This window comes from Micropepsis pineolensis (assembly GCF_055392125.1).
On sequence record NZ_AP042408.1, the window covers coordinates 1,685,056 to 1,710,223 of the forward strand.

A 25,168-nucleotide genomic window follows, 5' to 3' on the forward strand; every position below is an offset into this window, starting at 1 on the left:
ACTATGGTGGCCAGGGCGTTTACGGGGTGCCGGCTTCGGGAAGGTTCGGCGAGCTGGGGCGCGGACCACCTTCACGCATGATCATTGTCTTCAGTTCATCGAGTTCGATGAAATTGTCGGCCTGACGGCGCAATTCGTCCGATACCATCGGCGGCTGGGTGCGGATGGTCGAAACCACGCTGACCCGGCGGCCTTTACGCTGGGCCGCTTCGACCAAGCGGCGGAAATCCCCGTCGCCCGAGAAGATGACGATATGGTCAACCCGGTCCGACATTTCCATCACGTCGATAGCCAGTTCGATATCCATATTGCCCTTGACGCGGCGGCGACCCTGCGCGTCGGTGAATTCTTTCAGCGGCTTGGTGACCACGGAAAAGCCATTGTAATCGAGCCAGTCGACCAGGGGACGTAAGGGCGAGAATTCCTGATCCTCAGCCACCGCGGTGTAATAAAACGCCCGTACCAGAACGCCTTTGCGCGCAAACAGTTCTAATAGACGTTTATAGTCAATATCGAACTGAAGGCCCTTGGCCGCGCCGTATAAATTCGCACCGTCAATAAAAAGCGCTAACTTCTCTTGCGGATAGAACAGCATCAAAGATCTCCTTCAAAAAATAAGGCCCGTTGGGTAAAAAGCTTCCACGGGTCCGCTAAAGTCTTGTACCCTTTTATTGTAACGGCGCAAGAGTGGAATTGATAGCATGATTGTTGTGGCTTTCGGGGCAAATCTGGGGTCTGCGGCCGGGGCGCCAATGGCGACGTTACAAGCCGCGCTCGCGCATTTTGAGAAACACGCGATAGACGTGCAGGCCGTGTCCCGTTTTTACCGCACGCCAGCCTGGCCCGACCCGTCCGAGCCCCCTTTCGTCAATGGCGTTGCTTGCGTCAGAACGGAACTGCCGCCCGCAGTATTGTTGCAAACACTACATGAAATCGAAGCAGATTTTGGTCGTGTGCGCAGTCGGCCAAATGCTCCGCGCACGCTCGATCTTGACCTTATTGATTATAATGGAATTGTGGTGAATGACATGCTGGTTTTGCCCCATCCGCGCCTGACCGAGCGTGCTTTTGTTCTGGTGCCGCTGTTCGATATCGCCCCGGACTGGTGCCATCCGGTCAGCGGTACGGCCATCGGCACCTTGCTGGCACGCTTGCCCGAAGCGGACCGGCAGGCTGTGGTGCCGCTTAACTAGTTTCTGACTTTCGTGTCATGATGTGTTAAGGTGGGGCAGTTGTAGGTCGGGCTGTGGCCGTGGCGCGGATTCGCTTGCGGTGCACGAGGGGTGGAAATGAAATATCTGTTTGGTGCGGTGGTTGCCTGCGCGGCGGTCTGCGGCGTGGCGATGGCGGGCTTTACCCCGGCGGGGGTGAAGCTGGCACTTAAAGTGGTTCCGGTGGTGGAAGTTCGCCTTGCTAAGCCAGAGATTGCGGCAACCCTGGTCCTGTCCAATGCGGCCATTGCTGATACTGATCTGAATGTCGGCAATCCGTGCAAAATCCGCCAGTGGCAGGTGCTTGATGCCCGGCAGATCCGGGTTGGTGGGCAGGATGGTTGTTCCAATGTGACCCAGCCGCAATATCGGACGCTGCTTGGCGGGGAATCGGTCAGCGAGACGGTGATGCTGCCGCTGACAGGGACGGATTTGCGGGAAAATGAGACTTATGTCCTACATTACCGCTACTGGGACATTCCGGTTGAGGCCAGGTTTAAGATTAAACTTGTAAAATAAGGGCCCCGGCATTACCTCTTGCGGCATGCGGGCCTTTCTTATAGGGTCCGCCGCTTTCAGCAAGCTACTTAGGGAAAATCCATGGCCCGCGTTACCGTCGAAGATTGCGTCGACAAGATCCCCAACCGTTTTGAACTGGTTTTGGCTGCCGGTTTCCGCGCCCGCCAGCTTTCCGGTGGGGCCGAACCGCTGGTCGATCGCGATCGCGATAAAAATCCGGTTGTGGCGCTGCGCGAAATCGCTGCCAAAAGGCTGCTGCCGGAAGACTTGAAAGAAGACAATATCAAGTCGATGCAGAAGCATGCTGAGGTTGATGAGCCCGAAGATACGCGTTCGGATTCCGAAGATGTGCGCGAAGAATCACAATACCGTCAGGTAACGGAAGAAGAGCTGCTGCGGGCGCTTACCAGCGAAGCCCAGCGCCGCGCCGAACCGCAGCCGGAACCGGAATCCGACTACGAAGAGTGATGTTTTTATCACTTTGTTGCGTCGGTGATGTAGAATAGGCGTGCAAGCGCCGCCTTGGGCTGTTTATATTTAGCCGATGAGCGAAGTCGAACCCCCATCCGCCGAACCGGCAGAGAACCCCGCCGGTTCGGCTAATCTGCTGTCCGCCCCTGCACGGCGGCGCCGCCTTATGCGCCAGACCGAACTGATCGACCGGGTCAAAGCCTATGACCCCGATGTCGACGAGGCGTTGCTGAACAAAGCCTATGTTTACGCCATGAAGGCGCACGGAAAGCAGTTCCGGGCCTCGGGCGATCCCTATTTTGCGCATCCGCTGGAAGTGGCGGCGTTGCTCACCGACATGAAGCTCGATGAGTCGACCATTGCCACCGCGCTGCTGCACGACACCATCGAAGACACGGTCGCCACCTACGAAGACATCGAGAAGAATTTCGGTAAAGAGATCGCCGATCTGGTCGATGGTGTGACCAAGCTGTCCAAGCTTGAGCTGTTTTCCGAGCGCACCAAGCAGGCGGAGAATTTCCGCAAGCTGATGCTGGCCATGTCGAACGATCTGCGCGTGCTGCTGGTGAAATTGGCCGACCGCACCCACAATATGCGCACGCTGCATTTCATCAAGCAGCCGGAACGCCGCCGCCGCATTGCTCAGGAAACCTTCGACATTTATGCCCCGCTGGCGGGCCGTATCGGTATGCAGCATGTGCGTGAGGAGCTGGAAGATCTGGCCTTTGCGGAACTGCAGTCCGAGGCGCGCAGCTCGATCGTCAGCCGCCTTGAACGGCTCAATGCCAGCAACAATCAACTCATCACCCGGATTTCCGATCAGCTGAAACGCAAGCTGGCCGAGCATGGTCTGGATGCCTATGTTTATGGTCGTTCCAAGCGGCCGTTTTCGATCTGGCGCAAGCTGCGTGATAAGCAGATCAGCTTTGAGCAGCTGTCGGATATCTTTGGTTTTCGGGTTATTCTGAAAGACCCGGCCGATTGCTATCGTGCGCTGGGTATTCTGCATATGGCCTGGCCGGCGGTGCCGGTACGGTTCAAGGATTTCATTTCGGTCCCCAAACCGAACGGTTATCAATCGCTGCATACGACCCTGATCGGGCCCGAGCATCAGCGCCTGGAAGTGCAGATCCGCACGCAGGAAATGCATGATATCGCCGAAAAAGGCGTGGCGGCGCATTGGCGCTATCGCGATCATGCCCCGGCGCGCCACAGCGACGGCGAGGTCGAGATCAAGGCCTATGAATGGCTGCGCGAGATGGTCGATCTGCTGGAGAGCGGGGAAACGGCCGAAGAATTTTTCGAGCATTCCCGGCTTAATCTGTATCAGGATCAGGTTTTCTGCTTCACCCCCAAAGGGGATCTTATTCCGCTGCCACGTGGGGCAACGCCGGTCGATTTTGCCTATTACGTCCATACCGATCTCGGCCACCATATTGTCGGGACCAAGGTCAACGGCAAGCACGAACCGCTCTACACCCCTTTACGCAATGGCGATCAGGTCGAGATCATCGTCAACAAGGAACAAACCCCGTCGCCGCTGTGGGAACAGTTTGTGGTGACCGGGCGGGCGCGGGCGGAAATTCGCAAATATCTGCGTCAGGCCCAGCGGGGCGAACACATCAAATTCGGCCGCAAGATTCTCGAAAAGATCTTCCAGGACGAGGGTGTCGAGCTGTCCGAAAAAGCGCTGAGTCAGGTGGTGCAGAAGCTGCGCGTGGCCAAGGCTGAAGACATTTTCGCCGATGTCGGCAGTGGTGCTTTGCGCGGTTATGAAGTGCTGGTTGCGATTTATCCCGAACTGAAAAACGATCCGGAAAAACGCAAAGCCGTTGCGCTGGCCGAGCCCACGGGGAATAAGCCGATTTCCGTCCGTGGACTGACGGCTGGCGTGGCCTATCGTCTGGGCACCTGCTGCCATCCCTTACCGGGGGATCGCATCGTGGGCTTGCGCGTGCCGGGCGAGGGGGTGGTCATTCACACCATCGATTGCGGCGAGCTTGAAAAAGCCCAAACCAGTATGGACGACTGGCTTGATGTTGCGTGGAGCGATTACGCGGCGGAATCTGGCCCGTCAATCGCGCGGCTGTCGGTGCGGGTGAAGAACGAACCCGGCTCGATCGGGGCTGCCATGACGGTGATCGGTAATAGCGGCGGCAACATTCACAACATGAAAACGACCAACCGCAACATGCTGTTCTTCGATTTTCTGGTTGATGTGCTGGTGCGTGATGTCGGCCATTTGCAGAACATTCTGGGCGCGTTGCGCGTCAATTCCTCGGTTGAAATGGTGGACCGCGTTCGCGGTCTTGAAGAAGAGTAGAAACGGAAGCCACGATCATGATGACGACGGAACAGGTGCTGGATGAATTCAAGGCCGCCGGGGCCTTGTTGAAAGGGCATTTCATTCTTTCCAGCGGGTTGCATTCCGATACTTTTTTGCAGAAGGCGCGGGTGTTTCAGGATGCAGAGCGTACCGCCCGTCTGTGCGCCGCGCTGGCCGAAAAAATCCGGGCGGCGGTGAAAGACCCCATTGAGGTCATCGTATCGCCAGCGGTCGGTGGCATTGTGCCGGGCTATGAAATGGGCCGTCAGATGAAATTGCCGGCGATGTATGTGGAGCGTGAAAACGGTCAGTTCGCCCTGCGTCGTGGTTTCGAGCTTAAGCCCGGTCAGCCGGTGCTGATGGTGGAAGATATCGTCACCACGGGGCTTTCCTCGCGCGAATGCATTGAAGCCATTCGGTCCATGGGTGGTAATCCGGTGGCGGCGGCCTGCCTGATTGACCGTTCGGGCGGTTCGGCCGATGTAGGCGTGCCGCTGATTTCGCTTGCCGCCATCAAGGTGCCGGCCTGGCCTGCCGATCAGTTGCCGGATCATCTGAAAGGGACTGAAGCGATTAAGCCGGGCAGCCGGGGTTTGAAATGAATGCGGTAAAACGCGTTTATGTTTGGACCTGCCGTAGCCCGGTTTCCTATGTGGTGGTGATTGGGCTTGGGGCCTATGGCATTACGCTCGGGCTGGCGCTCAGTGTGTTCCTGCTGTGGCGTGGCCATGCCCATGGTCTTACGGGGATCGAATTTTCGTTTGCTTTGTCGGAAATCGCCGGTCTGGTCTTTGGTTTGGGCATGTGGTTGGTGAATGGTCGTAAGGTAAGGAAGCTGTTGGATGGAAAAACTTCGTCTGGGCGTTAATATCGATCACGTTGCCACGATCCGTAATGCACGTGGCGGGGCGTTTCCGGATCCGTTGCGGGCGGCCCATCTGGCTGAAAAAGCCGGTGCCGACGGCATTACGGCGCATTTGCGCGAAGACCGCCGCCACATCTCGGATGATGATATCGAAAAGCTCCGTCTCGAAATCAATTTGCCGCTTAACCTCGAAATGGCGGGCACGCCGGAAATGGCAGAGATTGCGCTGAAGCATCTGCCCCACGCCTGTTGCATCGTGCCGGAGCGGCGCGAAGAACGCACCACCGAGGGTGGGATCGATGCTGCCGGTCGGCGGACCCAGCTTGAACCGATCGTGCGCGAACTGGTCGATGCCGGTATTCGGGTGTCGATGTTTATTGAGCCGGATAAGCGCCATCTGGATGCCTCGCGCGCTATGGGGGCGCCGGTGGTCGAGCTGCACACCGGGGCTTACAGCAATGCCACTGGGCCGGAACGTGATGCGCTGCTGCTCAAGGTGGCCGAGGCCGCCCGCTATGGCGCCTCCATCGGGCTGGAAGTTCATGCCGGTCACGGTCTGACCTATGACAATGTCAAACCGGTGGCGGCACTCAAAGAAATCAGTGAACTGAATATCGGTCACTATCTGATTGGCGAGGCGATTTTTGTCGGCCTTGAAGCGTCGATCCGTGGCATGCGCGAACGCATGGATGCGGCGCGCTGTGGCCGCTAAGCACAAGCTAAAGGCGCTATGAGCGAACAGCCAGACAAAAACAGCTATGCAACCGAGGAGCCGGTCACCGTCTCTGCCCAGAAGCATGTGCTTTCGTTGAAAAGTCTTGCCGATGCGGCGGCTTCGGGCAGTGATCTGTGGCTTGAGCTGGCCAAGCTGTTTTGCATCGTGGTGGTGCTGGCCTTGTGCGAACGGACCTTTCTGTTTCAGCCCTATAATATTCCGTCGGGGTCGATGCAAAGCACGTTGCTGGTCGGCGATTATCTGTTTGTTGAAAAATTTGCTTACGGTTACAGCCGCTATTCGGTGCCCTGGGGGCGGTACATGCCATCGTTTGGCCGGGTGCTGATGCATGCGCCGCAGCGTGGCGATGTGGTGGTGTTCGTGCCGCCGTCTGATCCCGACACGGTCTATATCAAACGGCTGGTCGGTCTGCCCGGCGATCAGATCCGGATGCAGAACGGCGTGCTTTTTATCAATGGTGCGCCGGTGTCCAAGCTGGCTGATGGCAGCTTTGCCGATCCTGAAAGCCGCGATGGCGGGCGCATTGCACAGTTCACCGAAACGCTGCCGGGCGGGCGTCACTATGATGTGCTCGACAGCGAGCCGGACAGCCCCGGTGATAACACACAGACTTACGTCGTGCCTGCCGGCCATTATTTCATGATGGGCGACAATCGTGACGATTCCAACGACAGCCGCATGGATGTCGGGTTCGTACCTGCCGAAAATCTTGTCGGCAAAGCTCAATTCAGGTTTTTCTCAATCGATGCCGAAAAAATACAAGCATGGAAGTTCTGGACATGGCCGGGGAGCATCCGTTTCGAGCGGATTTTCACCGGTATCCGATAATTCGGTAGAATCCGAAGCGGCGCTCCAGGAGCTACAGACCAAGATCGGCCACGTCTTTGCCGATCCCGGGCTATTGATCCGTGCGCTGACACATGCCAGCGCCGATACCGAACGCTCGAACGAGCGGTTGGAATTTCTCGGCGATCGGGTGCTGGGCCTGATCGTGGCCGAACGGCTGCACGCGCTGTTCCCGGCTGATCCGGAAGGGGCGTTGGCGCTGAAATATAACGCGCTGGCCCGGCGCGAGGCGTGCGCACAGGCGGCCGAGGCGGCAGGGCTGTCCGCCCACCTTATTTTGGCCAATGCCGAGGCGCAAAGTGGTGGCCGGCGTAAACTGGCGATTGTTTCGGGGGCGTGCGAGGCGATTATTGCCGCGCTTTACCTTGATGGCGGCATGGAAGCCGCCCGTCGTTTTATTGACCTTTTCTGGGCCGAGGCCTTCGCCGCGCTGAATACCGATATGCGTGATGCCAAAACGGTCTTGCAGGAATGGGCCCAATCGCGCGACAAGAACCGTGGTATGCCGGTTTACAGTCTGGTTGGACGGACCGGGCCGGACCATGCCCCGCGCTTTACCGTTGCGGTAACGGTTGATGGCGTCGAGCCCCAGAATGGCGAGGGTGGCTCTAAACGTGAGGCTGAACAGGATGCGGCGCAGCAGCTGCTGGAAAGATTAGGATTAAGATCATGACCGCTTGTGGTTTCGTCGCCGTTGTCGGCGCACCGAATGCCGGAAAATCGACCCTCGTGAACGCGCTGGTCGGGGCCAAGGTCGCCATTGTCAGCCCCAAGGTCCAGACCACGCGCATGAATGTGCGCGGTGTGGTGGTGCGGGGCGAAACCGAAATTGTGCTGGTGGATACCCCCGGTATTTTTTCGCCCAAACGTATGCTGGATCGGGCGATGGTGGCGGCTGCATGGGGCGGGGCGGGTGATGCCGATGCGGTGGTTCTGCTGGTCGATGCCGAAGATATTACGCTGCGGCCTAATGGTCCGGCGGCACGCGATACGGCCGGTGTGATCGAAGGGCTTAAGGCCGCCGGGCGCCGCGCCGCGCTGGTGCTCAATAAGATCGACACCATGCCGCGTGATAAGCTTTTACCGCTGATCGAGAAGTTCAATGCCGAAGGGATTTTTGAAGAAATTTTCCCGATTTCTGCCCTGAAAGGTGACGGGCTGGAAATGCTGGCGAACTGGTGCGCATCGAAAATGCCGCAGGGGCCGTGGCTCTATCCGGAAGATCAGACCGCGGACATTCCTTCCCGCGTGCTGGCTGCCGAAATCACCCGCGAGAAAATCTATATCCGTCTGCATGATGAACTGCCCTATGCCACCGCGGTTGAAACCGAAAAGTGGGAAGAGCGTAAAGATGGTTCGGTCAAGATTGATCAGGTCATCTATGTGCAGCGCGATGGTCAGAAGAAGATCATGCTCGGCAAGGGCGGGGCGGCCATTCGTGCGGTTGGTGAAGCGGCCCGCCGCGAGATGGAAGTGATCTTTGACCGCAAGGTTCACCTTTTCCTGTTCGTCAAGGTCAGCGCTGGCTGGGATGAAAACCGCGCGCATTATCGCAATATCGGGTTGGAATTTCCCAAGAGCTAAGGCTGTTTTTACCGGGCTGCGGATGGGGCAGGTTTAAATACCGTCCCCATCGCCTTGTGCTTCGGTATTGGGTGGATCGGTCCGGGGTAAGCGCAGCTGAAGGGTGAAGGCGCCATCGACTTCATAGCGGAAATCGAGTGTGCCTTTCATCAGCTTGGTCAGCGCCGACGCAATCACCACACCAATGCCGACACCGCCGGAATGCGATACAAAGTGATCGTCGGAATACAGAAACAGCTTGTCGAAATTTTGCAGCGTCTGCGGTGGTTTGGCCTGGCGCTGATCGCTGATCGCAATCAGCACATTCTCTTTTTCAATGCTACAACTGGCGCGGATGGTCTGGGTTGCCGGGGTCAGTATGATGGCGTTTTCAAACAACTGCATTAAGGTCTGGCGCAGGCGGCCATCGGATGCCAGGCACCACACCGGCTGATCGGACAGCGTCAGATCAATCTTTTGCTGTTTGGCTTCCAGTGCTTTGGCGATGCCTTCGACGGCGGTGTGCAGTACATTTGTGGCGTTAACCGGGTGGTATTTGACCTCGGTTTCCTCAGACTCGATATGCGAGATTTCGATCAGCGCCGTGACGATGCGTAACAGCTCGTTGCCGCTGGCATGAATGTGTTCGATATATTCGTTGTAGCGCGGATTCTCGATCGGGCCGAATAGCTGCATTTTGAGCATGTCGGCAAAGCCAATAATGGCGTTCAGCGGGGTGCGCAATTCGTGGCTGACATTGCCCAGAAAGATTGATTTTATACGGTTTTCTTCTTCAACCCGCGTCGCCTTGGCTTTGACATCTAACAGGTGGCGTTGCGCCGCGTGCCAGCGGGTCATCGAGACGGTCAGCATCGTCGCTAGTAACAGAAACATCACCGCCAGAACCGGATAAAGCACCAGCAGGAAGTTGGCGCCGGGGCGTTGCGGTTTCCATTCGAAATAGGCCCGCGTGATGCCGCTTGCGTCCTTCAGCGGATAGGAGGCGTATTCCTTACTTTGTGCCGGTGTCAGGCTGATATGGCTATCTTCGGTTTTAAAGCCCAGCGTCAGGGCGTCGTAATAGCTGGGATGGGCAGGCTTGAAAAACACGATGACAAATGTGCCGTCATTCGGGGGCGGCATCGGGTCCGTGCGTTCGGCGCGCACCAGTGAGGCGATGCCGAAATAAGCCCGGTCACCAAGTATAAAGGCGCCGGTTTTGGCTTCGGTCGGGGATTGGTTGGGCGAGCTGGCCGCCGCCGCAATCAGTTCTTTGAGGCCCGCCGCATGCGCCATGATGTTGGGGCTATTTAAGGCCGGACTATTATCCATGCGCAGATAGCGCAAGGTGCCGTCGGTCTCCAGAATGGCGACATTGCGGATACCGATGGTTTGCAGATAGACGCCGAACTGGTATTCAACCCACTGCTGATCCCAGCTTAAAACAATGTGATCATAGGTTTCCTGCCAATAGGCGGTTGCCATCAGTTTGCCGGAGAGGTCGCGATAAACATCTTCCGTTTCATAGCTGACAACTTCGGTTTGACTGTTCAGGGAAAATTTGTTCTGTCGGCCAGCCTCAAGGCTGGCGGCCAGGGCAATGACTGCCGCCACCAGCGCACATCCGACACCCATATAAATATAAATAGATTTGATGTGTCGTATCATTCCATGACACAGCTAGAGGTATCGTAGTCATAAAAGCATAAACCCTTTAACAATCTGCCAAGAAAGTTTTAAGCCTAACCCCCATGCAAGAGACCGCCCGTTTACAGACTGTTATCGAATTTCTCACCGGCCTTAACGAAACCGGCCTGCCCGCAGACCGGTTTATGCAAGGTCAGTGGCGTTTGCGCCGCTATGCCGGGTCCAAGGACCGGGCGGCGGTGGCCGAACGCTTTTTCACCATTTTGCGTCAGCGGGCGCATCTGTCCTGGCGGATGGGGGTGGCCCCGATGGGGCCGGAAGCGCCCCGAGCCCTGACGATTGGCGCGCTCTTGGCCGAGGGCAAGAGTCTGGACGAGGTTGAAGCCCTGTTCAGTGGCAGCGGCTATGGCCCATCGGCGCTGACCGATGCCGAACGGGCCGTCATTGCCACCACACCAGCAGATCTGCCGGCGTGGATGGCGGGCGAATACCCCGAATGGCTGGAAAGCGAGCTGGAACGGACGCTTGGGGCCGATTTACCCGTGGCCATGGCGGCGATGCAGGACCGGGCCGGGATCGATCTCAGGGTGAACAGTCTGAAAGCTACCCGCGATCAGGTGCAGGCGCTTTTGGCGGAGGAGGGCTATCTGGCCGTGCCGACGCCCTATTCGCCCTATGGTTTGCGGCTGCCCGGCGGTGGTGCCACCACCCGTCTCAGCGCGCTTAAAGCCTTTCAGGATGGCTGGTTCGAGTTTCAGGACGAGGCCGCCCAGCTTGCTTCGATGCTGTGCGCGTCGCGCCCCGGCATCAGGCTGCTCGATCTGGCGGCGGGGGCGGGCGGCAAATCGCTGGCGCTGGCGGCGATCATGGCCAATGAGGGCCAGATTGTTGCCTATGATATTATCCCTGACCGGCTGAACCGGCTGGCGGCACGGGCTGAGCGGGCCGGGGCCAGTAATATTCATACGGCAGAAGAAGAGGTCACGGGCCGATTCGATGTGGTGCTGGTGGATGCGCCGTGCAGCGGCACGGGCACCTGGCGGCGCCAGCCGGAATTGCGCTGGCGCCTGACGCCCGAGCGGCTGGAGGAGCTGAAAACCGTTCAATCCACCCTGCTGGACCGGGCTGCGGGGTTGACCACCGCGGGCGGGCGGCTGGTCTATGCCACCTGTTCGCTGTTGCCGGGGGAAAATGACGATCAGGTGGCAGGTTTCCTGGCCCGTCACGAAGGCTGGTCGGTTTGCCGGGCCGATCAGGTCTGGGCCGGGCTGGCCGAGGCGGCCCCCCTTGGCCCCTTACCCACTGGCCCCTTACCCACTGGAATGATTGAGTTTTTCCATGCCGCGCCCCACACCACCGGCACGGATGGCTTCTTTACCGCGATTTTGCAGGCCCCGGCCTGACGTCACCGTCTTAACGGCGCGGCAATTTTTTTTAAGGCTCCGGGTGGCTACCTTCTGGACAAGGGGGGAGCCACCCGCGTAAATCCGCCTATGACCCAGCATGCCACGATCCAACATGATCGCCTTCTCATCGTCGACTTCGGCTCTCAGGTTACCCAGCTTATTGCCCGGCGCCTGCGTGAGCTGAACGTCTATTGCGAAATTCACCCCTATCAGAGCGTGACGGAGGCCTTTCTTAAGGGCTTCGCCCCCCGCGCCATGATCTTTTCCGGCGGCCCGGACAGCGTGACCCGTGACGGATCACCCCGCCCGCCGATGGCGGCCTATGACATGGGCGTGCCGATCCTCGGCATCTGTTATGGCCAGCAGGTTATGATGGCCCAGCTGGGTGGCGCGGTGGAAGGCGGCAAAGGCCACACGGCCGAATTTGGCCGGGCCTTTGTCACCCCGACGGATAAGGAACTCTCCATCCTTGATGGCTGGTTTGCCGACGGCAAAGAACAGGTCTGGATGAGCCACGGCGATCATGTCAGCAAGATCGCACCCGGATTCGAGGTTTATGGTACCTCGCCGCATGCACCCTTTGCCATCACGGCGGATGTGGCGCGCAATTTCTACGCCGTGCAGTTCCACCCGGAAGTGCACCACACCCCGAACGGCGCCAAGCTGTATGAGAATTTCGTCCGTTTGGCCGGGTTCAAGGGCGACTGGACCATGGGCGCCTATCGCGCCGAAGCCATTGCCAAGATCCGCGCGCAGGTCGGCGACAAACGCGTGATTTGCGGCCTGTCGGGCGGGGTGGATTCCTCGGTTGCGGCGGTGCTGATCCATGAAGCCATCGGCGATCAGCTGACCTGCGTGTTCGTCGATCACGGTCTGCTACGCAAGGACGAAGCGCCGGAAGTGGTCAGCATGTTCCGGGATAATTATAACATCCCGCTGATCCATGCGGATGAGAGCGAACTGTTTCTGGGCGCGCTGGAAGGCGTTTCCGACCCGGAGAAAAAGCGCAAGATTATCGGCAAGCTGTTCATCGATGTGTTCCAGAAATACGCCAATCAGATTGAAGGGGCGGAGTTTCTGGCGCAGGGCACGCTGTACCCGGATGTGATTGAAAGCGTCAGCTTTTCCGGCGGTCCCTCGGTCACCATCAAGTCGCATCATAATGTCGGCGGTCTGCCCGAGAAGATGGGCCTCAAGCTGGTCGAGCCGTTGCGCGAGCTGTTCAAGGATGAAGTCCGCGCGCTGGGCCGCGAGCTGGGCCTGCCGCCGAAATTTATTGGCCGTCATCCGTTCCCCGGTCCGGGGCTGGCCATCCGCTGCCCCGGTGAGATCACGCGGGAAAAGCTGGCGATCTTACGCGAGGCCGATGCGGTCTATATCGATCAGATCCGCAAGCATGGTCTTTATGACGAGATTTGGCAGGCCTTTGTTGCAATCCTGCCGGTGCGCACCGTCGGCGTGATGGGCGATGGGCGGACCTATGATTTTGCCTGCGCCTTACGTGCCGTGACGTCGGTCGATGGGATGACGGCGGATTATTATCCGTTCACGCACGAATTCCTCGGCGAGACCGCAACCCGCATCATCAACGAGGTCAAAGGCATCAATCGCGTCACCTATGACATCACCTCCAAACCACCGGGCACGATTGAGTGGGAATAATTCAGGCCACTCCGGCGGTATCCCGTAGTGTCCTAGGGTGTGATGTAACATACTGAATTGTAAAAGAAAAATCAATACCGTCTATCGCCATCTATCACCGGGCAAGCGTCACAGATGACGGTATGAACGACGGTATGGCCAAAATTGCAGATAGTCTAAAATCGAGATACCGTCAGATGGTGAAAAGCCTCTGACGGTATTTTTTTGGGCCTTATCTGATTGTAAATAAACAGAAAAATTCTCTTAGTATCAGAGAAAATGGCCTGACGGTATTTTCGGAGCTTTTCCACCTTTTTTCGACGTGTTCGGGAGGTTGGAATGCTTACCGATGCAGCTCTTAAGTTCTTGAAACCAAAAGATAAGCCCTACAAAGTTTCGGACCGTGACGGTATGTACGTTGCCGTTCAGACGTCTGGGGCCGTCATCTTTCGTTTTGACTACCGGATCAATGGCCGGCGAGAAACACTCACACTCGGCCGCTATGGCCCCTCAGGGCTGTCTTTGGCGAGAGCCAGAGAAAAGCTGATTGATGCAAAACGCGCCCTTTTGGAGGGGCATTCTCCTGCACGTGAGAAACAGCGGGAGAAGCGGCGTATCAAGGAAGCGAAAAACTTCGGTGAGTTCGCGGAACGATGGTTTCAGGAGGCTCGGATGGCCGACAGTACCCGCGCCATGCGTCGCTCCGTCTACGAACGCGACATACTCCCTACGTTTCGAAATCGCCTCCTGTCTGAAATCACCCCCGATGATCTCAGGGCTGTGTGCACGAAGGTAAAAGAACGTGGAGCCCCAGCGACCGCCATCCATGTTCGGGAGGTTGTGAAGCTGGTTTATGGCTTTGCTATTCTGCACGGCGAGAAAGTCAGTAATCCAGCGGAAGAAGTGGGACCGGCATCAATCGCAACCTTTGTTCCTAAAGATCGCGCTTTGTCGCCTGCGGAAATTCGCATCATGCTTGGACAGTTGGAGCATGTGCCGACATTGCCCACCATCCGGCTAGGGATGAAGCTCATTCTGCTTACTATGGTCAGAAAGAGTGAACTTCTCGGTGCCGTATGGGACGAGGTCGATTTTGAAAATGCCGTTTGGTCAATCCCCAAGGAGCGTATGAAGCGAGCCATGCCGCATAACGTCTACTTATCGCAGCAAGCCCTCGATATCTTTATAGCTCTCAAGACGTGTTCCGGAAATTCGCGCTATGTTTTGCCGTCGCGCTACGACGCCGATGCACAAATGTCCCGTGCAACATTTAACCGGATTACGACGGCTGTGGCCATTCGTGCGAAAAAGGAAGGGTTGCCGCTGGAGCCTTTTACTGTCCACGATCTTAGACGCACCGGCTCGACCTTGCTGAACGAACTAGGCTTCAACAGCGACTGGATCGAGAAATGTTTGGCGCATGAAGATGGGCGGTCATCGCGTGGAATCTACAACAAGGCTGAATACGAACATCAGCGCCGCCATATGATGCAGGAATGGGCCAACACGGTCGATGCGTGGGCTACCGGACAGAAATACGCGCCCACGCTTTACCCTCCATCCATGGAGCTGTTTACGCCAGAACCTAATGTTTGACCGGGCGGGTTTTACGAAGTTGAACATCTGGGGATGGGGCTCGTTTGATAGTCTTCGTTTTTGATGCTTGGCGTCGACCTTCAACCCATGCCTCGACTTCTGCCTGATCCCAGACAACGCAGCGGGAGGTTAGGTAAAAGCGTTGGGGAAATTCTCCGCGCTGTTCCATGTCGTAGATAGTCGTATCCGCAAGGGGAACCATTTCGCGGAGTTGATGCCGGCGTATGGTTCTATGTGCAACTAAGGAAGTGTCCTGTTTCATCGTTTTCCGATCTCGCTGCATGTTGGCACAGAAATAGAAAACGATAGATCCCGGCTAAAGAAAGCGTTGTTTGGGGGGTATCGCACACAGGCATGCGTTTGAGTAATAAAAGGACATGTTTCTGGAATGCGCCCCAAAATGGAACTGCAAAATAAAGTCAGCATCTTGGTAACGCGGTTCAATCAGTTCGGAATCTGCGGTCGATCCACCACGGTTCTTTCGATTGCACATGTATTCACCGTTTCAAATAGATGACATTAGACAACTTGAATTCCTTAATTGCGCACCACTCTAAATTGTGTCATTCTTGCCATGTTAATCATAGGCTAAGAGACCAAATGCGAGTGTATTTTTGTTAGAAATGGAACTCGAAGACCTCGCAAAACAGTGTCAGAGATGCGCGCAGAACAACCCTGTGATCGTGTTAGGTAGCGGCGCCTCTATTCCTCATGGCATTCGGGGTATGAGTAACTTGGCAATTTGGCTCCGCGAAAATGTGCGGGCAGATGAAGGCCCAGAACTTGATGCTTGGGCGTTGGTTCGGACGGCATTAGCGGCAGGAGATCACCTAGAAGCCGCATTAGAGAATAAATCCCTCCCAGATTCTTTGGTCACGAAGATTGTTCGAAGCACTTGGGACTGCATCGCTCGGGATGATTACGATTTGCTAAAGTCTGTGATCAGTACAAAGAAAATATTTCCGTTGGGAGCCCTCTTCAGGGGACTGTTCCGCAGTACCAATCGCAATATTCATGTCGTTACCACTAACTATGACCGCGTCGTTGAATACGCTGCCGATTTAGGTGGTTACATCCACAATACTGGGTTCCTTCCAGGATATCTGCGTCACGCAGATGGTGCTGAAAACCTAATCTTTAGACAGGGGAAAAATCTGGCACGAACTGTCACTGTCTGGAAGGTCCATGGATCGCTAGATTGGTTCTCAGACTCATACGGAAGAGCTATGTCGCTACCGATGACAAGTGAGTTGCCTGACGGGTTAATTCCGCTCATCGTCACGCCAGGTGTTAGCAAATATCAACGAACCCACGATGAGCCTTTTCGAAGCGCCATTCAGGGCGCTGATCGCGCGTTAAGTGGTGCAACCGCATTTATCTGCGTGGGGTATGGCTTTCGCGACGCCCATATCCACCCGAAGTTGACTTTTCGGTGCCGTGAGCATGACATACCGATCCTTGTGGCAGTGCAAACGCTGACGCTAGAAGCGAAGAGCTTCCTAAGGAATAACGGAGGACGTCACTATCTCGCTCTTGAAAAACATGAGAACGGAACCATGGCGTATAACAATGAGAACCCTGACGGTATCGTTATCCCTGGCGGTAATTATTGGGAATTGTCCACATTAAATGAATTGATTGGCTATTAGGAGCGAACGAATGGGCATTCTTGATTTTAATGATGGTGAAAGCCTTGGCAAGATTATAGCCGTTGATACCGCGACAGTGACCGTGCGTGTCGATGAACTCGAACGCCTAAAGAGAATTCAGGTCAATAGACTTACCGCAATCAGGAGTTCGAAGGCGGGGCAGCATCTTATTGGAATTGTCTCGCGGATAACGCGTAAAGCTGGGGATGTGGCTGACGTTGAAGGTGTTGGGGAAGATCCGGAAGCCGAATTGCCTGAGAATAACCTTGTTCGTATCACTCTAATTGGAACGCTTGTAGATAAGGAAGGTCTTAGGGGAAACGTATTCAAGAGAACTCTCGAAACTGTTCCTGAGATTGATGCCGATTGTTTTCCATTAGAAAGTCAACGTTTAACAGACTTTATGCAGGTTATATCGCAGGTTTCCGGCGACGGTCCTCAGCTTGATCTTGGACGATATGCTCTGGATGAAGATGCGCGCGCGTTTTTGAATGGTAACAAACTTTTCCAGCGCCACGCTGTTGTCGTCGGTAGTACCGGAAGTGGGAAGTCTTATACGATAGCTCGCCTTCTTGATCAGATAGCCAAACTCCCGCAGGCAAATGTCATTTTATTTGACATACATGGCGAATATCAGACGCTGGATAGTGATGAGTTTCGACATCTGCGCATTGCTGGACCAAGTGATATTGGACATGATTGCGGGCTTGCAGAGGGAGTTTTGCACCTTCCCTTCTGGCTTCTTGGTTATGAGGCATTGGTATCTTTGTTTGTGGATCGCTCTGACCAAAATGCGCCGAACCAGACGATGTTGATGACACGCTGCATTACAGACGAAAAGCGCGCAATGCTCGATCCAACGAAACACGCAGATATACTGGCAAACTTCACAATCGATAGCCCGGTTCCGTTTAATATCGACAATGTTCGCGTTAAGCTTACTGCCCTGAATCAGGAGATGGTTCAGGGCGCTCGCGGCGATAAACAAGGACCGTATTTTGATAAGCTAAGCCGTCTGATCGCGCGTTTTGAGGCCAAACGAAACGACCGTCGCCTTGGATTCATCTTTCAGCCGCCAGTAGCTTGTATGGAGATGGGGTGGCTGTCGAATGTCACACACTTCCTTATTGGTGGTAGTGCTTCTCAAAAAGATGGGAAGGGGGGCATCAAGATCATAAATTTCTCAGAAGTTCCTTCCGATATTTTGCCGCTGATGGTCAGTTTGATTGCCCGCCTGATTTTTACCGTAAGCCAATGGACCCCGCTGGCCGATAGGCATCCAATTGCGCTGTTCTGCGACGAGGCACATTTATACATGCCGGAGCGCACATCGTCCGAGTTAGCAGATGAGATTTCAGTTGGAATATTTGAGCGTATTGCCAAGGAAGGTCGAAAATACGGTGTTGGCTTGGTGGTGATCAGTCAAAGGCCATCAGAGGTCAATCGTACGGTACTCAGTCAATGCAACAACGTAATTGCCATGCGGCTGACAAACGGTGATGATCAATCAGTTATCAAGCGACTTTTGCCGGATAGCCTTGGTGGCTTCGGTGATCTATTGCCGGTTTTGGATGTTGGAGAAGCCCTGGTCGTCGGTGATGCTAGTTTGCTTCCGACACGGGTAATCGTCTCAGAACCACGATTCAAACCAAATAGTGCAACGGTTAATTTTTGGGATCGCTGGCGAGATGCAGAACCCGTCAACGGAGTCGAGAATGCTGTTCATTCGTGGCGTAGGCAGAGCAGTCAATAGTCCAAGCACAGCAATCTACAAACTAGTTGAATTGCCTGAGACGTAGCCCCCCCTCATCTTTAGAGTGAGAGTTTGGAATTGATTTTGTGACGGGTTAAGGACCGAGAGAGAGGCTTTCGGTGCCCGTCGTGGAGATCAGTCCCATGGACATGCAGGTACTGGATAGCCGACCGAACGCAAACAGCGGCTACAAAGTGGATATCAGCCGCGGTGAGTGCGTCGGTCGCGTTTCGTCGGAGTGGTTCTCTCGTCCGGATGACAAGCGTTTTCTGTCGCTGACCTTGCCCCTGTTATGTCCTCGTTAGTGAGGAGTGCCTGTTCACGTTGTGCCCCGGTACGGGGCGGGTTGCAAATTCGATAGGCGTGAGCCCGTCCAGTCTCGTGTGGGGTCGGTTGGTGTTGTAGTCGCTCCTCCATGCTTCGGTGATTTTCCGGGCCTCCGGCAGATTGGCGAACAGGTGCTCGTTCAGGCATTCGTCGCGCAGGTGGCCGTTGAAGCTTTCGATAAAACCGTTCTGCATCGATTTGCCCGACGCGATGCTGGATGCAATCCATAATACCTCGCCAGCGCTGAGCTGTGATTACCGTACGACTCTCGATAGTAGTACATGGTAGTGCTGGAAGCTGGCGGCAGTGGTCACATATTAACCCCTATTAATGCAGCCATCACTCTAAGCTGTGAGCACAGATAGGGACACTTCCAATGAATGCACTTCCAGAGCCGGATGCTCACGAGCTTTGTAAATTCGCGACGCGTGAGCTGCTGAAACTGTATACCAACGTTCTTGGCGAGCTTCGTCGGCGTGATGTTGTTCGTAGCAGCAACAATTCCGTGGCCGATTATAGCGATTTACTTATTTGCTCTGCGTTTGGCTGGACCCGCGAAGGTAACTCAAAATCCGAGTACGATGCCTTCGATGGAGAGATCCGCTACCAAATTGGGGGGTATCGGCCGGTATTGGTTGAGTAAAGCGCAAAGGTCAGGCATGCTGGATCACCACTATATGTTGCGACGACCATATGAACCGACTTACTACCATCGATATGTTGCTTGTGAAGGACCTGTTTCAGGGCGATCCGGGCTACGTGCTGAATTTTTCGAATGCCACTATCGCAGAGTTCTTCGCGCGCGAACTTGGCGTGGACATCTACGACCAGAAATACTCGAAGAACGGGACATCGAAGTTCAACCGGCTTCGCTGTTACCTACAAGAGGTCGATGCCAAGGCCGCAGCACGTACGCTCACCGCTTTGTGGGATTACCGCGAGGCTATTCGCCAAAGCGAACGCCGTGATGAGACGGTGCCGAATGCTCGGGCTCGCCTGATGGATTTGGTGCGGCGCCTTGATAACGGCAAGTTGCCTGAGAGCCAGCAACCCACGAAGCTCAAGGTGGACAAGACGCTGTTGGAAATGCTCAGCGGTGAGCTGCTTAAGGTCTCTCAGGTCCAACTACCCCAGAAGCGCGGTTACGCATTCGAGACGTTCCTCAAGGATCTCTTCGATGCCTATGGAATGATGCCGCGCGCTTCGTTTCGGCTGGTAGGCGAACAGATCGACGGAAGCTTCATCCTGTCCGACGAGCCATACCTGCTGGAAGCGAAGTGGCAGAACGACTACACGGACACCGCAGACCTGCATGCGTTCCACGGCAAGTGCGAACAGAAGGCATACTGGACACGCGGCTTGTTTCTCAGCCAGTCCGGCTTCAGCGAGCAGGGGCTCATTGCGTTCGGCAAGGGAAAGCGCCTCATCTGCATGGATGGCCTTGACCTCTTCGACATGCTCCGCCGCGGCCTTCACTTGCAGGATGTTTTGCTGGCAAAGGTGCGCCGTGCCGGCGAACAAGGGACGCCCTTCGTGCGCGTTCGCGACCTGTTTCCGGAGTAGGTATGCTCAACTTTGAAAAATCATGGCGCTTCGAGTCGCCCGGCCCGTTGGCACCCGAGGCGGTTAATATCATCGACGACTATGTCGGCAAGATCGCCAACCAGGGTAATGAGCACAAATGGATGCTCGAACATTTCAAAGGGTATTTTGCGCGCGCGGCCGGCTATACGGCCAGCATCAGCTCAGACGAAAGCTGGGCGCAGACCGATCTCGATAGCGCCTTGCGATATGCCGCGAAGAATGCTCCGCTGTTCCTGGAGGCGTTCTACGACGCTTGTGTTCAGATGAGCACGGCGAACCCCCACATTGCTCTGCCAGAGCTCAATCGCGTGAACGCCGCCCTGCAAAAGGTCGGTGCCGGCTTCCAGTTCCAGCCACCCAATCTCATCGCGACCAACGAGTTCGCTCCGATTGTCGCTCCGGCACCTGTGGCGTCGATCAGTGAGGAGGCACAGGACAAGATCTAGAAGTCCCTCGCTGAAGCAGATGACTTATTGGCGGCCGGTAAGGACAGACAGGCAGTCCAGGAGGTGCTTTGGCTGCTGGAGTCAATTGCAACAGTCTTCAGCGGCATGGAGCTTGAGACCGGGACAATTCAGGGCAAATACTTTAACACCATCGCCGACGACCTTCGCCGGCATCATAAAGGTAGCGCACTCGAGCAGGTGCTGAACTGGACTAAACAATTGCACGGTTATCTGTCTTCGCCGACTGGTGGCGGCGTCCGACATGGTGCAGATTTGCGCGCTGATATTGCGCTTCTACCGCATGAAGCGCGGCTCTATTGCAACTTGATCCGCAGCTATATCTATTTCCTCATTTCGGAGCATGAGAAGCTAAGTGTTTGCAAGCGAGCTGACACTAGTCGCTGCACATGATGTCTACGTCGATACCGACTGTTTCCTTCAAGTAGCTTAGCGCCGACGAGAGCACGATACTCTGTTCCGTTGTCCGGTTCTCCTTGGAGAGGCCAGGCTGAACAATGACGATTTCAGGCCGGATGGATTTAAACCGGCTCAATTTCACCAACCGGATAAGGTCGGCTGTCGAGCCCTTCAGGAAACGCGTGGGGCGTCCACCAACCTTGAGAGATTCGTTGCGGTTACGCATGTGCTGACAGAGCTGTGGGAACTTGCCGAGCCAACGTGCCGACTTCACAGCCTGCGATGCCACCTCAATGACATCCTTGACGCGCTCGCCGGGCTTGGTCTTGCCCGAGAATTTGCAGTGGATCAAGGCAACGCGGATGTAGTCATCCTCTTCTTTGATGCACACAAGGTCAGCTGCTTCACCAGCGGCGTCATCGTCGAACACGACCTCGAAGCCGCCATCGGTGTAGAGCTTTGCGGCATAGGCTTGGATGGAGTCGTTATGGATAGCGCCCTCCCGCCACATCGATTCCTTTTTTAGATCGATACCCGTCCAGTCGCGGACCTCAAAACGCTCGTCAGGGATGTCGAGCTCGTAGGGGTTTTGCAGCACCACGTGAAGATTGGCATCGAGTTCGCTGAGATCCACAAAACGGAACATGGGTGGATAGTCTGAGAAATAGCTGGCCAGCGAGTTAACGATCTTGCCGATTTTGATGTCGATGGGTTCGTCGGACGTTTGCACGACACTGAAGGTACGCTCGCCCCCTAGTGTATAGCGGAACGAGCCCCACAAGCCAGTTTTCGCCTCGACCAGCTCGAAGTTGATGGTGTTCGCCGCGCGATCCATGCTGGTGAATTCGAGGTCGAATGTTGTCTGGGGCTGTTCGTCAGACGCGCGAATGAACGACACACGTTCCTCGGCTTGCCGGAGAAGTTCTACTGGCCAGTCAATACCAAGCAGTTCCGCCTCTGGCAGGGTCGTTACGACCGTCGGCAAGAGGACGTGGTCAATCAGCTTCGAAGTTTCAATGGTGTCGTCACACAGCTTGTCGCCGATATGTTCGCACCATTCGACAAGGCGTGGGATGTTCGCCTGTTCACGCGACCAGATGCGTCCTCTCGAGGAGCAACCGAGTGTGATTTGCTTGCCATCCTCCCATCCCATGCCATTCAGGAGGGCTTTTGAGGAACCGGATTTTTCGGCCATGCTGAGCGCACTTTTTACCTCCGCGCCCGTATAATTCGCATAGGATAGGTTGCGCCGGCCATGCTTCTTCACACCCACGTTCTGGAAGATGAGGCGGCTTATGCGTCCCATCGCCCGAAAGATCGTGTCACCGTTGATTATGGCATCTGCGCCGACGGCCTTTGCGAGGGGCTCGTACAGCGATTTGGTGTTTGACGCTGTTAGGTGAAGATGTTTGCGCGATTTATCGTAGTGCAACACGAATAGTGACCACTGCCTATCCTTGACGGACTTGGAGCGTGCCCATGGCACCCGCAATTCGGTACGTGTGACCACGAATAGGGTGTTTGATGGCGTATGCAGCCACACCCGATAGGGCTTGAGCTCTGCCGGCAGTCCTTGGTGGAAGTTCTTCGGCGTGAATTTGTCGGCATGGTAGACGACCGTATTGACGCCGGGCCGCAAGAGCTTGTGGGATATAGGCGTGTCGTCATCGTCGACATCCGTGCCGATACGCTGCGACTCGTTCAGGAATTTGATGAGGCGAGCATGGTCTTGTGCCGCTTCAGAGCTCAACTCGCTTAGCAGCTCGTTCCAGTCTGCATCTTCTGAATAAAGGCGCTCGAGCGCCACTGAAACATTCGGTTCTGCGACGTTAGCGATGATGGTCGCGTTGCCAAGATTGGCGCCAGCCGAGCGGGTGAACCGGCCTGTGAACTGGAGCAGGATGGCTAGGCTCTTGTGCAAGTCATGGACGGCCGCGACCTTGAGTTCGGGCAAGTCGAACCCTTCGCCAAGCATGTTTACACATACAGCGATCTTGCTCCGGCCGGATTTGAGTTTCTCGGTGCGCGTTGCGGCGTCAGGAAGCTTAGAATGAATAAGGATGGGGTTTAAGTCCGGTGCAGCCGCTTCGTAAAGCTTCAGCACGGCTTGTGCGCGCGGGATACTATCGCACCGCGCCATCATTAAATGGTTGAAGCCATTGGCAAGGTCGTTGCGGAGGGTTGCGACTGCAGTTGCGGCGATGATGTCATCTGCCCTGATTTTAGAAGCTTCATAGACCGGCTCGAAGGTGATGGGTTTGAAGTAGCCGTCCGCCTGCGCCATGCGTAGAGGATAGCTGTAGATGACCTGGCCATCGACGAGCTGGCCATCGCGACGGAATGGCGTTGCCGTGAACTGTAGGACGCGCTTGTTCGCAAACGCATTGCGGAAATCGTTCCAGCCCTTCGCGCCGATATGGTGCGCTTCATCGATTATTAGGATGCCGACCAGTGCGGCGAGTTCTTCCCACAGCGGTTGCGCGGCCTTGTCGGACACCGCATCCATCGTCGCTATGACGATATTGCATCGTTTGAAAATCTCAAGGTCTTCGGTCGTTTTGGGAACTTTTGTCAGGACGCCAACGACGGGGTTCGGCGCGTCCGGGTGCAGCACATTGAGCTGCCGAAGCAAGCCGAAGGTAAGGAATTTGCGCGCGGTCTGCGACCGCAGCGCGTCGGAGGGGACGACCACTAGAACGGTCGTGCGAATGAACGCGGCCAGCGCGCAGAGCATGGTCTCGGTCTTGCCGGTGCCGGTCGGCATGATGATCGTTGCCGGCGAATTGAAAAGGCTCCAGTGCGAGCCGATGGCGAAGAGCGCGCCCATTTGCGGCGGCCGAAGACCCTCATTGACGGAGCCGTCGGGATTCTGCACTTCCGTCTTGTATGTCACGACGCCATCCCATTGCGCGGCGCGTTTTGCAAGAACACCGGCCCAGCCGGTTTTTTCGATTTCCTTGTTCAGCGCGTCCGTCAGTTTGTGGCTGAGCCATGAGAGGCGACCGTCCGTTCCGCGCAGGAGGAGACCATCCATGCCGGTTGGGCGGGTGTGCTTTTTCTGAGACGTAATCGTGACCTTGTCGCCATTCGCCAAGGTGTAGACAGGCAGCTTTTTTCGCGCGCTGATCTGGATCGTGTCTTCGCTCGTGACCTGGGCGGTCTCTTTGGGGCGCAGGACGCAATGCACCTGTCCGACCCGAAGTTTGATCGGGCCGAGGTCGATTGCTGGCAACGCGATTTCCGTCACGGCTGGAGACGGAAACAGAAACAGGCTGGTTGCTGTCACGCTTCACTCTCAACTTATGCAGTTACGATACGAGTGCGAGGGGCTAATTCCTACAGTTGTTGTACGGTTAGGTGTTTCGACCGCTCCACGTTGGAGACTAAGACCGTCCGAAGGTGTTGCGCAACCGAAGATTTATATTTTTTACCTTCGTACCCAGGAGGTAGGAGCTACCTGACGGGTAACGTGCGATCTTCCCGTCATATTGTTAGTCTATGCCCAGACAAAATCTGGTCTCGATAACTATTGATTACGCCGGACTGTTCGGCGAATGTTGGCCTGCGAGACACTGCATCTCTGACTTCCTTGGCAATGGTTTTGTAGCGACCGTTCTTCAGTCCGGCGGTCGTGGCAAGGGACTTGAAGTCCGCCATAGTGAAGTCGTCGCGTTTGCCGTTCAGGGACATCTAATGGCGGTTCGTTCAGCCGTCAGCGGCGTTGTATGCGTAGGTCATTATGTTCTATTTGACGCCATAAATGGCGAATTATAAATTATATAGGCGTTAATTCGTCTATTTTGGCGAATTATATCAGTATGTTATTTGTGGCAATGACGCTTCGGTCTTACTTCCCCTTGCCATCCGGCTTGAGCAGTTCAAGGTGGCTGACACCGAGCGCTTGTGCCAATTCAAACAGGGTCACTACGGTGGGATTCCGTCTCCCGCGTTCAAGGCCGCTCAAGTATTGCTGACTGAAGCCAGAGCGCTCCTCCACTTCTTCCTGCGTCAGCCCCATTTCCTGACGTAGACGAGCAAAGTTCCTGCCGACCAGTTTGCGCATATCCATGCACAAATCGATGCCAGTTTACATACTATGAGTTTATCAACTATAATATGTAATTGTGTTGTTGGGCATTATCTCATTGCTATGATCAGACGCTGG

24 protein-coding genes and 2 pseudogenes are annotated in these 25,168 nt (G+C 55.7%); 20 read left to right on the forward strand and 6 right to left on the reverse strand.

The genetic code is table 11. From position 1 onward, the window contains the following. Positions 1-19 precede the first annotated feature (19 nt). Positions 20-595 (reverse strand): LabA-like NYN domain-containing protein, encoded by a 576-nt coding sequence (locus tag ACZ5RI_RS07475; protein WP_464515482.1) that lies wholly within the window; start codon positions 593-595, stop codon positions 20-22. A gap of 106 nt (positions 596-701) precedes the next feature. On the opposite strand from ACZ5RI_RS07475, the gene folK reads away from it, so the two are divergent. The 10 genes from folK (at position 702) to era (ending at position 8,558) form a co-directional block, all read left to right on the forward strand. Beyond that, the gene (folK, locus tag ACZ5RI_RS07480; protein ID WP_464515483.1) at positions 702-1,193 is read left to right on the forward strand and encodes a 2-amino-4-hydroxy-6-hydroxymethyldihydropteridine diphosphokinase; all 492 of its coding nucleotides are present in this window, start codon (positions 702-704) and stop codon (positions 1,191-1,193) included. Positions 1,194-1,289: 96 nt separating this feature from the next. Further along, a complete protein-coding gene (locus tag ACZ5RI_RS07485; RefSeq protein WP_464515484.1) occupies positions 1,290-1,730 on the forward strand; it encodes a hypothetical protein in 441 nt (146 codons plus the stop codon). Positions 1,731-1,811: 81 nt separating this feature from the next. Next, the gene (gene rpoZ / locus ACZ5RI_RS07490; RefSeq protein WP_464515485.1) at positions 1,812-2,198 is read left to right on the forward strand and encodes a DNA-directed RNA polymerase subunit omega; all 387 of its coding nucleotides are present in this window, start codon (positions 1,812-1,814) and stop codon (positions 2,196-2,198) included. Positions 2,199-2,367: 169 nt separating this feature from the next. Continuing rightward, a complete protein-coding gene (locus tag ACZ5RI_RS07495; protein ID WP_464515566.1) occupies positions 2,368-4,524 on the forward strand; it encodes a RelA/SpoT family protein in 2,157 nt (718 codons plus the stop codon). A gap of 20 nt (positions 4,525-4,544) precedes the next feature. Then, entirely contained in the window at positions 4,545-5,129 is a 585-nt protein-coding gene (gene pyrE, locus ACZ5RI_RS07500; protein ID WP_464515567.1) for an orotate phosphoribosyltransferase, read from the forward strand. After that, complete coding sequence (locus tag ACZ5RI_RS07505) at positions 5,126-5,395, forward strand: hypothetical protein (protein ID WP_464515486.1); 270 nt, start codon at positions 5,126-5,128, stop codon at positions 5,393-5,395. The genes pyrE and ACZ5RI_RS07505 overlap by 4 nt, the downstream gene beginning before the upstream one ends. Next, on the forward strand, positions 5,370-6,104 hold the full coding sequence (locus tag ACZ5RI_RS07510; protein WP_464515487.1) for a pyridoxine 5'-phosphate synthase: 735 nt from the start codon (positions 5,370-5,372) through the stop codon (positions 6,102-6,104). The genes ACZ5RI_RS07505 and ACZ5RI_RS07510 overlap by 26 nt, the downstream gene beginning before the upstream one ends. A gap of 18 nt (positions 6,105-6,122) precedes the next feature. After that, entirely contained in the window at positions 6,123-6,956 is an 834-nt protein-coding gene (lepB, locus tag ACZ5RI_RS07515) for a signal peptidase I (RefSeq protein WP_464515488.1), read from the forward strand. Positions 6,957-7,029: 73 nt separating this feature from the next. Beyond that, positions 7,030-7,647 (forward strand): ribonuclease III, encoded by a 618-nt coding sequence (gene rnc, locus ACZ5RI_RS07520; protein WP_464515489.1) that lies wholly within the window; start codon positions 7,030-7,032, stop codon positions 7,645-7,647. Further along, complete coding sequence (gene era, locus ACZ5RI_RS07525) at positions 7,644-8,558, forward strand: GTPase Era (RefSeq protein WP_464515490.1); 915 nt, start codon at positions 7,644-7,646, stop codon at positions 8,556-8,558. The genes rnc and era overlap by 4 nt, the downstream gene beginning before the upstream one ends. Before the next feature lie 33 nt (positions 8,559-8,591). Here the strand turns inward: era and ACZ5RI_RS07530 are convergent, their stop codons facing one another. Beyond that, positions 8,592-10,151 (reverse strand): sensor histidine kinase, encoded by a 1,560-nt coding sequence (locus ACZ5RI_RS07530; protein WP_464515491.1) that lies wholly within the window; start codon positions 10,149-10,151, stop codon positions 8,592-8,594. Positions 10,152-10,288: 137 nt separating this feature from the next. Here ACZ5RI_RS07530 and ACZ5RI_RS07535 point away from each other — a divergent pair, with 137 nt between their 5' ends. The 3 genes from ACZ5RI_RS07535 to ACZ5RI_RS07545 all read left to right on the forward strand — a co-directional run bounded on the left by ACZ5RI_RS07535 (position 10,289) and on the right by ACZ5RI_RS07545 (position 14,827). Continuing rightward, the gene (locus ACZ5RI_RS07535) at positions 10,289-11,587 is read left to right on the forward strand and encodes an RsmB/NOP family class I SAM-dependent RNA methyltransferase (RefSeq protein ID WP_464515492.1); all 1,299 of its coding nucleotides are present in this window, start codon (positions 10,289-10,291) and stop codon (positions 11,585-11,587) included. Between the two features lie 90 nt (positions 11,588-11,677). Next, complete coding sequence (guaA, locus tag ACZ5RI_RS07540) at positions 11,678-13,252, forward strand: glutamine-hydrolyzing GMP synthase (protein WP_464515493.1); 1,575 nt, start codon at positions 11,678-11,680, stop codon at positions 13,250-13,252. Between the two features lie 318 nt (positions 13,253-13,570). After that, the gene (locus ACZ5RI_RS07545; protein ID WP_464515494.1) at positions 13,571-14,827 is read left to right on the forward strand and encodes a tyrosine-type recombinase/integrase; all 1,257 of its coding nucleotides are present in this window, start codon (positions 13,571-13,573) and stop codon (positions 14,825-14,827) included. Here the strand turns inward: ACZ5RI_RS07545 and ACZ5RI_RS07550 are convergent. Beyond that, positions 14,817-15,089: a helix-turn-helix transcriptional regulator gene (locus tag ACZ5RI_RS07550; RefSeq protein ID WP_464515495.1), complete on the reverse strand. Its 273-nt coding sequence runs from the start codon at positions 15,087-15,089 to the stop codon at positions 14,817-14,819. The genes ACZ5RI_RS07545 and ACZ5RI_RS07550 overlap by 11 nt on opposite strands. 463 nt (positions 15,090-15,552) lie before the next feature. On the opposite strand from ACZ5RI_RS07550, the gene ACZ5RI_RS07555 reads away from it, so the two are divergent. From ACZ5RI_RS07555 to ACZ5RI_RS07565, 3 genes and pseudogenes are all read left to right on the forward strand, one after another. After that, positions 15,553-16,476 carry an SIR2 family protein gene (locus ACZ5RI_RS07555; protein WP_464515496.1) on the forward strand — a complete coding sequence of 308 codons (924 nt, stop codon included), beginning with the start codon at positions 15,553-15,555 and terminating at the stop codon, positions 16,474-16,476. 10 nt (positions 16,477-16,486) lie between these two features. After that, positions 16,487-18,229 (forward strand): ATP-binding protein, encoded by a 1,743-nt coding sequence (locus tag ACZ5RI_RS07560; RefSeq protein WP_464515497.1) that lies wholly within the window; start codon positions 16,487-16,489, stop codon positions 18,227-18,229. Positions 18,230-18,372: 143 nt separating this feature from the next. Continuing rightward, positions 18,373-18,510 (forward strand): annotated as a pseudogene (locus ACZ5RI_RS07565) (DUF932 domain-containing protein); the annotation flags it as partial. A 9-nt stretch (positions 18,511-18,519) separates the two neighbouring features. Here the strand turns inward: ACZ5RI_RS07565 and ACZ5RI_RS07570 are convergent. Then, positions 18,520-18,768: pseudogene (locus ACZ5RI_RS07570) on the reverse strand (integrase core domain-containing protein); the annotation flags it as partial. A gap of 164 nt (positions 18,769-18,932) precedes the next feature. Between ACZ5RI_RS07570 and ACZ5RI_RS07575 the strand changes: the two are divergent. Genes ACZ5RI_RS07575 through ACZ5RI_RS07590 form a run of 4 tightly spaced genes read left to right on the forward strand, consistent with a single transcriptional unit; the run spans position 18,933 to position 20,997 of the window. Further along, positions 18,933-19,199: a hypothetical protein gene (locus ACZ5RI_RS07575; RefSeq protein ID WP_464515498.1), complete on the forward strand. Its 267-nt coding sequence runs from the start codon at positions 18,933-18,935 to the stop codon at positions 19,197-19,199. A gap of 50 nt (positions 19,200-19,249) precedes the next feature. Next, on the forward strand, positions 19,250-20,119 hold the full coding sequence (locus ACZ5RI_RS07580; RefSeq protein ID WP_464515499.1) for a restriction endonuclease: 870 nt from the start codon (positions 19,250-19,252) through the stop codon (positions 20,117-20,119). A 2-nt stretch (positions 20,120-20,121) separates the two neighbouring features. Beyond that, positions 20,122-20,586 (forward strand): hypothetical protein, encoded by a 465-nt coding sequence (locus tag ACZ5RI_RS07585; protein WP_464515500.1) that lies wholly within the window; start codon positions 20,122-20,124, stop codon positions 20,584-20,586. Positions 20,587-20,613: 27 nt separating this feature from the next. Further along, the gene (locus tag ACZ5RI_RS07590; RefSeq protein ID WP_464515501.1) at positions 20,614-20,997 is read left to right on the forward strand and encodes a hypothetical protein; all 384 of its coding nucleotides are present in this window, start codon (positions 20,614-20,616) and stop codon (positions 20,995-20,997) included. Here the strand turns inward: ACZ5RI_RS07590 and ACZ5RI_RS07595 are convergent. Both ACZ5RI_RS07595 and ACZ5RI_RS07600 read right to left on the reverse strand, forming a co-directional pair. Next, on the reverse strand, positions 20,981-24,289 hold the full coding sequence (locus ACZ5RI_RS07595; RefSeq protein WP_464515502.1) for a DEAD/DEAH box helicase: 3,309 nt from the start codon (positions 24,287-24,289) through the stop codon (positions 20,981-20,983). The two genes, ACZ5RI_RS07590 and ACZ5RI_RS07595, sit on opposite strands and share 17 nt — an antisense overlap. A 561-nt stretch (positions 24,290-24,850) precedes the next feature. Continuing rightward, positions 24,851-25,072, reverse strand: a complete 222-nt coding sequence (locus tag ACZ5RI_RS07600; RefSeq protein WP_464515503.1) for a helix-turn-helix domain-containing protein — start codon at positions 25,070-25,072, stop codon at positions 24,851-24,853. Positions 25,073-25,168 lie beyond the last annotated feature (96 nt).

What these genes read in the sequence shown, in the direction of transcription:
- ACZ5RI_RS07485 (WP_464515484.1), top strand. Translation starts at nt 1,290, where the DNA reads ATGAAATATCTGTTTGGTGCGGTGGTTGCCTGCGCGGCGGTCTGCGGC.
- ACZ5RI_RS07505 (WP_464515486.1), top strand. Translation starts at nt 5,126, where the DNA reads ATGAATGCGGTAAAACGCGTTTATGTTTGGACCTGCCGTAGCCCGGTT.
- ACZ5RI_RS07510 (WP_464515487.1), top strand. Translation starts at nt 5,370, where the DNA reads ATGGAAAAACTTCGTCTGGGCGTTAATATCGATCACGTTGCCACGATC.
- ACZ5RI_RS07555 (WP_464515496.1), top strand. Translation starts at nt 15,553, where the DNA reads ATGAGTAACTTGGCAATTTGGCTCCGCGAAAATGTGCGGGCAGATGAA.
- ACZ5RI_RS07535 (WP_464515492.1), top strand. Translation starts at nt 10,289, where the DNA reads ATGCAAGAGACCGCCCGTTTACAGACTGTTATCGAATTTCTCACCGGC.
- ACZ5RI_RS07545 (WP_464515494.1), top strand. Translation starts at nt 13,571, where the DNA reads ATGCTTACCGATGCAGCTCTTAAGTTCTTGAAACCAAAAGATAAGCCC.
- era (WP_464515490.1), top strand. Translation starts at nt 7,644, where the DNA reads ATGACCGCTTGTGGTTTCGTCGCCGTTGTCGGCGCACCGAATGCCGGA.
- lepB (WP_464515488.1), top strand. Translation starts at nt 6,123, where the DNA reads ATGAGCGAACAGCCAGACAAAAACAGCTATGCAACCGAGGAGCCGGTC.
- ACZ5RI_RS07575 (WP_464515498.1), top strand. Translation starts at nt 18,933, where the DNA reads ATGAATGCACTTCCAGAGCCGGATGCTCACGAGCTTTGTAAATTCGCG.
- ACZ5RI_RS07550 (WP_464515495.1), bottom strand. Translation starts at nt 15,089, where the DNA reads ATGAAACAGGACACTTCCTTAGTTGCACATAGAACCATACGCCGGCAT.
- folK (WP_464515483.1), top strand. Translation starts at nt 702, where the DNA reads ATGATTGTTGTGGCTTTCGGGGCAAATCTGGGGTCTGCGGCCGGGGCG.
- ACZ5RI_RS07580 (WP_464515499.1), top strand. Translation starts at nt 19,250, where the DNA reads ATGAACCGACTTACTACCATCGATATGTTGCTTGTGAAGGACCTGTTT.
- ACZ5RI_RS07475 (WP_464515482.1), bottom strand. Translation starts at nt 595, where the DNA reads ATGCTGTTCTATCCGCAAGAGAAGTTAGCGCTTTTTATTGACGGTGCG.
- pyrE (WP_464515567.1), top strand. Translation starts at nt 4,545, where the DNA reads ATGACGACGGAACAGGTGCTGGATGAATTCAAGGCCGCCGGGGCCTTG.
- ACZ5RI_RS07600 (WP_464515503.1), bottom strand. Translation starts at nt 25,072, where the DNA reads ATGGATATGCGCAAACTGGTCGGCAGGAACTTTGCTCGTCTACGTCAG.
- guaA (WP_464515493.1), top strand. Translation starts at nt 11,678, where the DNA reads ATGACCCAGCATGCCACGATCCAACATGATCGCCTTCTCATCGTCGAC.
- ACZ5RI_RS07560 (WP_464515497.1), top strand. Translation starts at nt 16,487, where the DNA reads ATGGGCATTCTTGATTTTAATGATGGTGAAAGCCTTGGCAAGATTATA.
- ACZ5RI_RS07495 (WP_464515566.1), top strand. Translation starts at nt 2,368, where the DNA reads ATGCGCCAGACCGAACTGATCGACCGGGTCAAAGCCTATGACCCCGAT.
- ACZ5RI_RS07585 (WP_464515500.1), top strand. Translation starts at nt 20,122, where the DNA reads ATGCTCAACTTTGAAAAATCATGGCGCTTCGAGTCGCCCGGCCCGTTG.
- rpoZ (WP_464515485.1), top strand. Translation starts at nt 1,812, where the DNA reads ATGGCCCGCGTTACCGTCGAAGATTGCGTCGACAAGATCCCCAACCGT.